Annotated in this window: 4 protein-coding genes and 3 pseudogenes; 5 read left to right on the top strand and 2 right to left on the bottom strand. The window is 52.0% G+C overall.

The window, feature by feature from the left end; all coding sequences use genetic code 11:
* Positions 1 to 48 precede the first annotated feature (48 nt).
* Positions 49 to 1,467: an aldehyde dehydrogenase family protein gene (locus A8B82_RS10690; RefSeq protein ID WP_067291904.1), complete on the top strand. Its 1,419-nt coding sequence runs from the start codon at positions 49 to 51 to the stop codon at positions 1,465 to 1,467.
* A 249-nt stretch (positions 1,468 to 1,716) separates the two neighbouring features.
* Entirely contained in the window at positions 1,717 to 2,034 is a 318-nt protein-coding gene (locus A8B82_RS10695; protein ID WP_067291905.1) for a carboxymuconolactone decarboxylase family protein, read from the top strand.
* 181 nt (positions 2,035 to 2,215) lie between these two features.
* Here the strand turns inward: A8B82_RS10695 and A8B82_RS10700 are convergent, their stop codons facing one another.
* Positions 2,216 to 3,424: an acyl-CoA dehydrogenase gene (locus A8B82_RS10700; protein WP_067291908.1), complete on the bottom strand. Its 1,209-nt coding sequence runs from the start codon at positions 3,422 to 3,424 to the stop codon at positions 2,216 to 2,218.
* Between the two features lie 74 nt (positions 3,425 to 3,498).
* Between A8B82_RS10700 and A8B82_RS10705 the strand changes: the two genes are divergently transcribed.
* Positions 3,499 to 4,443 (top strand): LysR family transcriptional regulator, encoded by a 945-nt coding sequence (locus tag A8B82_RS10705; protein ID WP_235604670.1) that lies wholly within the window; start codon positions 3,499 to 3,501, stop codon positions 4,441 to 4,443.
* Between the two features lie 122 nt (positions 4,444 to 4,565).
* On the opposite strand, the pseudogene A8B82_RS10710 reads toward A8B82_RS10705, so the two are convergent.
* Positions 4,566 to 4,847 (bottom strand): annotated as a pseudogene (locus tag A8B82_RS10710) (transposase); the annotation flags it as partial.
* Between the two features lie 572 nt (positions 4,848 to 5,419).
* On the opposite strand from A8B82_RS10710, the pseudogene A8B82_RS23575 reads away from it, so the two are divergent.
* Both A8B82_RS23575 and A8B82_RS24525 read left to right on the top strand, forming a co-directional pair.
* A pseudogene (locus A8B82_RS23575) lies at positions 5,420 to 5,656 on the top strand (IS6 family transposase); the annotation flags it as partial.
* 146 nt (positions 5,657 to 5,802) lie between these two features.
* A pseudogene (locus A8B82_RS24525) lies at positions 5,803 to 6,092 on the top strand (hypothetical protein); the annotation flags it as partial.

Genomic DNA, 6,092 nt, shown 5'->3' on the forward strand with positions numbered 1-6,092 from the left:
GAAGGTTTTTCAACTGATACAACAATTACGAATTCGAGGAGAAACGACATGAAGAGCTACAATAAATTCTATATCGATGGAGCTTGGGTTGATCCGATTTCTGCAAAGCCGTTCGAATTGGTCAACCCAGCCACCGAAGAGGTTTTTGCGACCGTCGCCCTTGGCAGTGCTGCCGATGTTGATCGAGCCGTCGCCGCAGCACGGCGCGCATTTTCGAGTTTTTCAACGACGAAGCCACAAGAGCGGGTCGATCTTCTTGAGAGCATTGTGTCAGTTTTCGAGAAACGGCAACCTGACCTGATGGCCGCACTGACGGAAGAAATGGGTGCTCCCTGTTCACTGAAGGCACAGACGGGTTCTGGCCTTGCGGCGCTGCAACAGGCGATCGAAACGCTGCGGAATTATGAGTTCGAAACCACGATCGGGAAAAGCATAGTTCAGCGTGAACCGATCGGTGTTGCCGGGCTGATCACACCTTGGAACTGGCCGACGCAGTTGATGTGCAACAAAATTGCCTCCGCATTTGCAGCGGGCTGCTCCGTTGTGGCAAAACCGTCCGAATTCACGCCGGTCAATGCCGTGATCTTTGCGGAAATCCTTCACGAAGCAGGTGTGCCGGCCGGGGTTTTCAATCTGATTAACGGAGATGGTCCCGAAGTCGGCAATGCGATCAGCACCCACAAGGATATCAATATCGTCTCTTTTACCGGATCGACCCGCGCCGGGATTCTGGTGGCCGAAGCGGCGGCAGGGGCAGTCAAAAGGGTGACGCAAGAACTCGGAGGCAAGTCGCCCAATATCATTATGCCTGATGCCGACCTTGAAGCCGCGGCGCAATTCAACGTCACACGCGGATATTCCAATACAGGCCAGTCCTGCCATTCTCCGACCCGCATCCTTGTGCACAAGGATCAGCTGGTGGAGTTGGAAAGCCACCTGATTGCCGCCGTCAACGAGGTTAGTGTCGGCGATCCGCGCAACCCTGAAAGCAATTTGGGTCCGGTTGTAAATCGCGCTCAGTTCGACAAAATCCAGAGCTACATCCAGTCAGGCATCGACGAGGGCGCCAGATTAATTGCCGGGGGCACCGGCAGGCCTGACGGCGTTGAGCGCGGGTTCTACATTCGCCCGACGATCTTTTCCGAAGTTAAACAAGACATGACGATTTCACGCGAGGAAATCTTTGGGCCAGTCACTTGCGTCCTGACCTACGACACTGTGGAGCAAGCGATCACCATCGCGAACGACACCCATTACGGACTTGGGGCTTATGTATTCGGCCAAGACCGTGATGAATGCCTCGGTGTGTCGCGGCGGCTGCAAGCGGGGCGCGTATTCTACAACGGAGCGCCTAGCAATACGGATTCTCCAATGGGAGGTTACAAGCAATCAGGTAATGGACGCGAGATGGGCGTCTTTGGTCTGGAAGAGTATCTGGAGGTGAAGGCAATTATCGGCTTTCATTAATCCCTAAGCAAATGAGTAAGAACCTAGCAATCTGTGGGTGGGCCAAAATCGGTACTTTACTTTTGGGTGGTCAATGGCTTGAGCACACACTTTCAGCATGCGGAAGTAAGGGCTTGTGTTGACCGGTTAGAACTAACAGGTTTCTACCCTGAACTCGGCCACCAGTACTCATACCTACATGTGACGGATTGTGGGAAGATAGTTAGCTGCTCAATCCATGCAACATGGGTGCTGAAACGGAGAATAAAAATGGAAGACTTAGACCACTATGAAGCAATCCCCGAGTTTAATCGCCTCCGCAACGAGGTGCTGTGGGGGGACGTATGGAAACAAACGGAGCTATCGCTGCGAGACCGCAGCCTTGTCACTTGCGCTATTCTCGGCGCTTTGGGCAAGACAAGCGAACTAGAATATCACATGGGACTGGGCATTGAAAATGGCCTCACTCCTGACGAATTGCGAGGGCTCGTCGTTCAGCTCGCGATCTATTCAGGGTGGCCAAATGGAGTTGCTGCCGCAAAGGCCGGGTTGGCAATTTTTAAGGCTGACTCCCAAAAGAGCGAATAGGAGATCACCGTGCGGATCTGCGGAAACCCATGCGCTACAATGAGATGCAATTTTTGATACGCTGGATGCATATCTGCATTTCCGTGAAGGTGGTGCTGTACTGATAACGACACTAGGATTTCTGAAATCTTCTTCGCCCAATCGAACGAGTCGCTTGACCGCGGTTTTGCCGAGTTTCGCTTCAAGAGAATGCTTGCAGGCCAGTGATCGCTCGGCCGACAATTAGCGCATGAATGTCGTGCGTGCCTTCATATGTATTGACAGTTTCAAGGTTTACCATATGGCGCATTACATGGAATTCTTCTGAGATACCGTTGCCGCCATGCATGTCCCGTGACATCCTTGCGATTTCAAGTGCTTTGCCGCAGTTGTTGCGTTTGATCACCGAAATCGTTTCAGGTGCGGCTTGCGCATCATCTAAGAGGCGCCCAACGCGTAAGCTCGCCTGTAGGCCGAGGCCGATTTCTGTCAGCATGTTCGAAAGCTTAAGCTGCTGCAGCTGTGTTTGTGCCAACGGCTTGCCAAACTGCTTGCGATCTAACCCATATTGACGGGCGGATACCATGCAGAATTCTGCGGCACCCAGAACACCCCAGCTGATACCGTACCGAGCGCGGTTCAAACAACCGAAAGGCCCCTTGAGGCCTTCGACATTCGGTAGAAGCGCATCCTCGCTGACCTCGACGCCATTCATCACTATTTCGCCAGTGATACTTGCACGCAAGGATAACTTTCCAGCGATTTTGGGCGTCGACAGTCCTTTCATTCCTTTCTCTAAAATGAAACCACGTATTTTATCGCCATGGGCTTTCGATTTTGCCCAAATAACAAACACATCAGCAATAGGGCTGTTGGAAATCCACATCTTGGTGCCTGAGATTGTGTAGCCCGCTGCAGTTTTCGTGGCTGTCGTTCTCATACCTGATGGGTCGCTGCCGGCATCCGGTTCGGTTAACCCAAAGCAACCGATCCATTCGCCACTTGCGAGCTTTGGCAGATATTTTTCACGTTGATCTTCAGAGCCATAAGCATAGATTGGATACATGACGAGCGAGCTTTGCACTGACATCATCGAACGATAACCACTGTCGACACGCTCGACCTCGCGAGCGACGAGACCATAAGAAACATATGAAGCGCCAATGCCGCCGTATTCTTCGGGGATAGTTATCCCCAAGAGACCCATTTCGCCCATCTCACGGAAGATCGAAGCATCTGTATGCTCGTCGCGATATGCTGCGACTACACGCGGCTGTAACTTGTCTTGCGCGTATGCCTTTGCGGCATCGCGCAACATGCGCTCTTCCTCGGTAAGCTGAGTTTCAAGTGAAAACGGGTCTTCCCAGTTAAATTTTCCTGGAACCGGAGTTTCTTTGGCTTTCAGTGTCATATTAATGTCCTCCTAACTTCGCTTTTTCTAGCAAAGTTTCCCTCGTGGTGATAACGATAGAAAGTTCTCACTTCATGAGTTTTTGGAATGTTATGACATACCGCCCGAACTACATTCCCACTATCCAGGAGCTTCGAGCGTTGGTTCTTTGCGCCGAACTTGGATCGGTCTCCCGCGCAGCAGACTCATTGATGTTGACGCAAAGCGCGGTAAGTCGATCCATTCGCTCTCTAGAGGTACGGCTTGGAGTGCGACTCTTTCATCGCGTGCGCAAAAGGTTGCTGTTGTCAGACGCCGGTCGTGCGATGGTTCATGAAGCAAGGGACATTCTTGAGGCATTGGATCGCTCGGCCAAGATGGCTATGGCATTCGGCAATGGTGGCGACGTTCTTAGGCTCGCGGTTCTTCCTACATTTGCGACCACTTGGTTGATACCACGTTTGTCAGATTTTTTGAGATCCCATCCTGACATTTCGATTGATCTTACCTCTGCGCTTCATTCGGTGGACTTTGATGAGACACCATTTGACGCAGCAATTCAAAGGACATTGATGGCGCGGAAAGGCAGCCGCGTAACACATTTGTTGAACGAGTCGCTTGTCGTGGTGGCGTCACCAGACTTGGTCGATCTTGGTAAAGATATTGCAACGGCAAACTTCGCGAAGTATCCGCTCATTCAACTAGCGACTCGGCCCGAACTCTGGAATGACTGGTTTGAAAGTGCCGGCTCAGTACAATTTGAGAGATTACGAGGCCCAAGGCTTCAGCACTTCGATATGGTAATTTCTGCGGCACAAGCAGGTTTGGGAATTGCAATATTGCCGGATATTTTCGTTCAGTCGGCGATCGCATTAGGAACTTTGCACCAGATCCACTCGCGCGTACTGCAAGGGTCCTCTCCCTATGGGTTAATCCGTCCGAATGGGCGGACAGATAGTCCAGCGATGGGTGCATTTTCAAATTGGTTACGACAAGTTTCGGCCCATTCCGACGCAGGCAAATCGAAGGCCGTTATTTAGTATTGGGATTGGAAAAACCTGGGGATCACGCCACTCTCAATTTTCCCGTTGTCTGTCGCCCGTCGAAGTGGGCCTGTCCCGTTTTTGTGCCGCCCCAAGTGCTCGTTTAGGCCACTTTTCTTTCGAAAGCGACGGGCACTGACGGACTCCAACCCGGAACGGTTTTTTAAGATCTCCCTCTCCTCTTTTAGGAGCCGGTTCTCCCGTCGAAGTCGATCATTCTCTTGAGCGAGGCCCAAATCCTCTTTGTAAACCACGTCTGTGTCCCGGTGCGCGGTGATCCATTTGTTCAGCGTCGACATGCCAACACCCAGATCGTCAGCAACCTGCTTACGCGTCAGCCCACTGGTCAATGGGATACGCACCGCATCTTGCCGGAATTCGTCCGTTCGTTTCAGTCCCATAGTAAGTCTCCTTTGGTGCAGTAAATGCTATCATAGGAGCGGCATCAAACCGTGACAGGTCCAGTCTGAAGCAATTGAACTCGGAGTTCTGGGCTCATTAGGATGCTCCCATGCAGGCAGTATCTGATAGAGTCGGGCTAAGGGCTTCAAGCTTGCGAGTTGAAGACGCCGATTTGGAAAGGTACGTTTCGGCTGCGATGGCATTTTTGGAAAGCCGTAAGTCGTATCTGACCTCGGCAGGAAAATTCAAAAAATCACGAAATTGACTTTAACAGACATCAATAGTCGACGCGTTCGTATCCATAGTTTCCTGAGTAATCCCGCCATTCGACGAACACTGCTCTCGCTCGTAGAGAGCAACCACTTCGAGTAGGTCCAAACGCAGGCGGGATAGCGCTTCGGTTGGATCGTTGCCAGCTAAAATCCCCTTGAATCCCGTAGCTCCCGAGGCGAACGCGCGCATATCTACTACAATCTCCGTCGTCTCCGTCGTCATCGATAAAGACATCGAAAACGCGAATAGAGCGGACAAAGTTGAATTCGGGGCCGCTGATGTCAATGTCAGCGCGGTGGCACATAAAGGCCTCAACAATCGCGTTGAGGGATCACATCGACCGACCCGAAAGCGAGAGAAGATCATGGGGCGTTTCAAATCGCCCAGGCACGCACAGAGATTTCTGTATGCCCATGATCAAGCCAACATTCTCTTCAAGCCTCGCCGTTATAAAATGACCGCCGCTCACTACCGCCAGACCCGATCAGACGCATCCGATCTGTGGAACGCTTATGCCGCCCAGATGACCGCTTAATCCAAAACGACAAACATATCGACGAACCATCAAAACAACTTGGCAATGCCCCCAAAAGTGCTGGCGCAAAAATCCCCATCTTTCGGGTACAGCCATCACCCATCCCAACATCAGTGGCACCGATTATTTCCATTAAAAGGACCACAATGTTTGCGGCTGGTTCTCCAGACCGTCCGAGACACGCGCGTTGCAGGGCGTCAGCTTTTGTTTCCAACTGCGCGGATTGTCGTGGTGTAGGTGAAATCGGCTCCAGCAAGTCCACGCTGGCCCGCGTCCTCGTCGTGCTGGTGTTTCAGGAACCCTACCTCTGCGACACTGTGATTAACATGTACGGCGGCAAGGTGGTCGAGCGCGGAGCGACGGCCAATGTGCTTGACGAACCGAAGAACGAATATCCCAAGACGCTCATCTCGTCCGTGCCATGCCTGACGCGGTA

This window comes from Sulfitobacter sp. EhC04, assembly GCF_001650875.1.
Taxonomy (GTDB): domain Bacteria; phylum Pseudomonadota; class Alphaproteobacteria; order Rhodobacterales; family Rhodobacteraceae; genus Sulfitobacter.

Excerpts from the sequence above, each read along its gene's own strand:
- A8B82_RS10690 (WP_067291904.1), top strand. The coding sequence starts at position 49 with ATGAAGAGCTACAATAAATTCTATATCGATGGAGCTTGGGTTGATCCG.
- A8B82_RS10695 (WP_067291905.1), top strand. The coding sequence starts at position 1,717 with ATGGAAGACTTAGACCACTATGAAGCAATCCCCGAGTTTAATCGCCTC.
- A8B82_RS10700 (WP_067291908.1), bottom strand. The coding sequence starts at position 3,424 with ATGACACTGAAAGCCAAAGAAACTCCGGTTCCAGGAAAATTTAACTGG.
- A8B82_RS10705 (WP_235604670.1), top strand. The coding sequence starts at position 3,499 with ATGAGTTTTTGGAATGTTATGACATACCGCCCGAACTACATTCCCACT.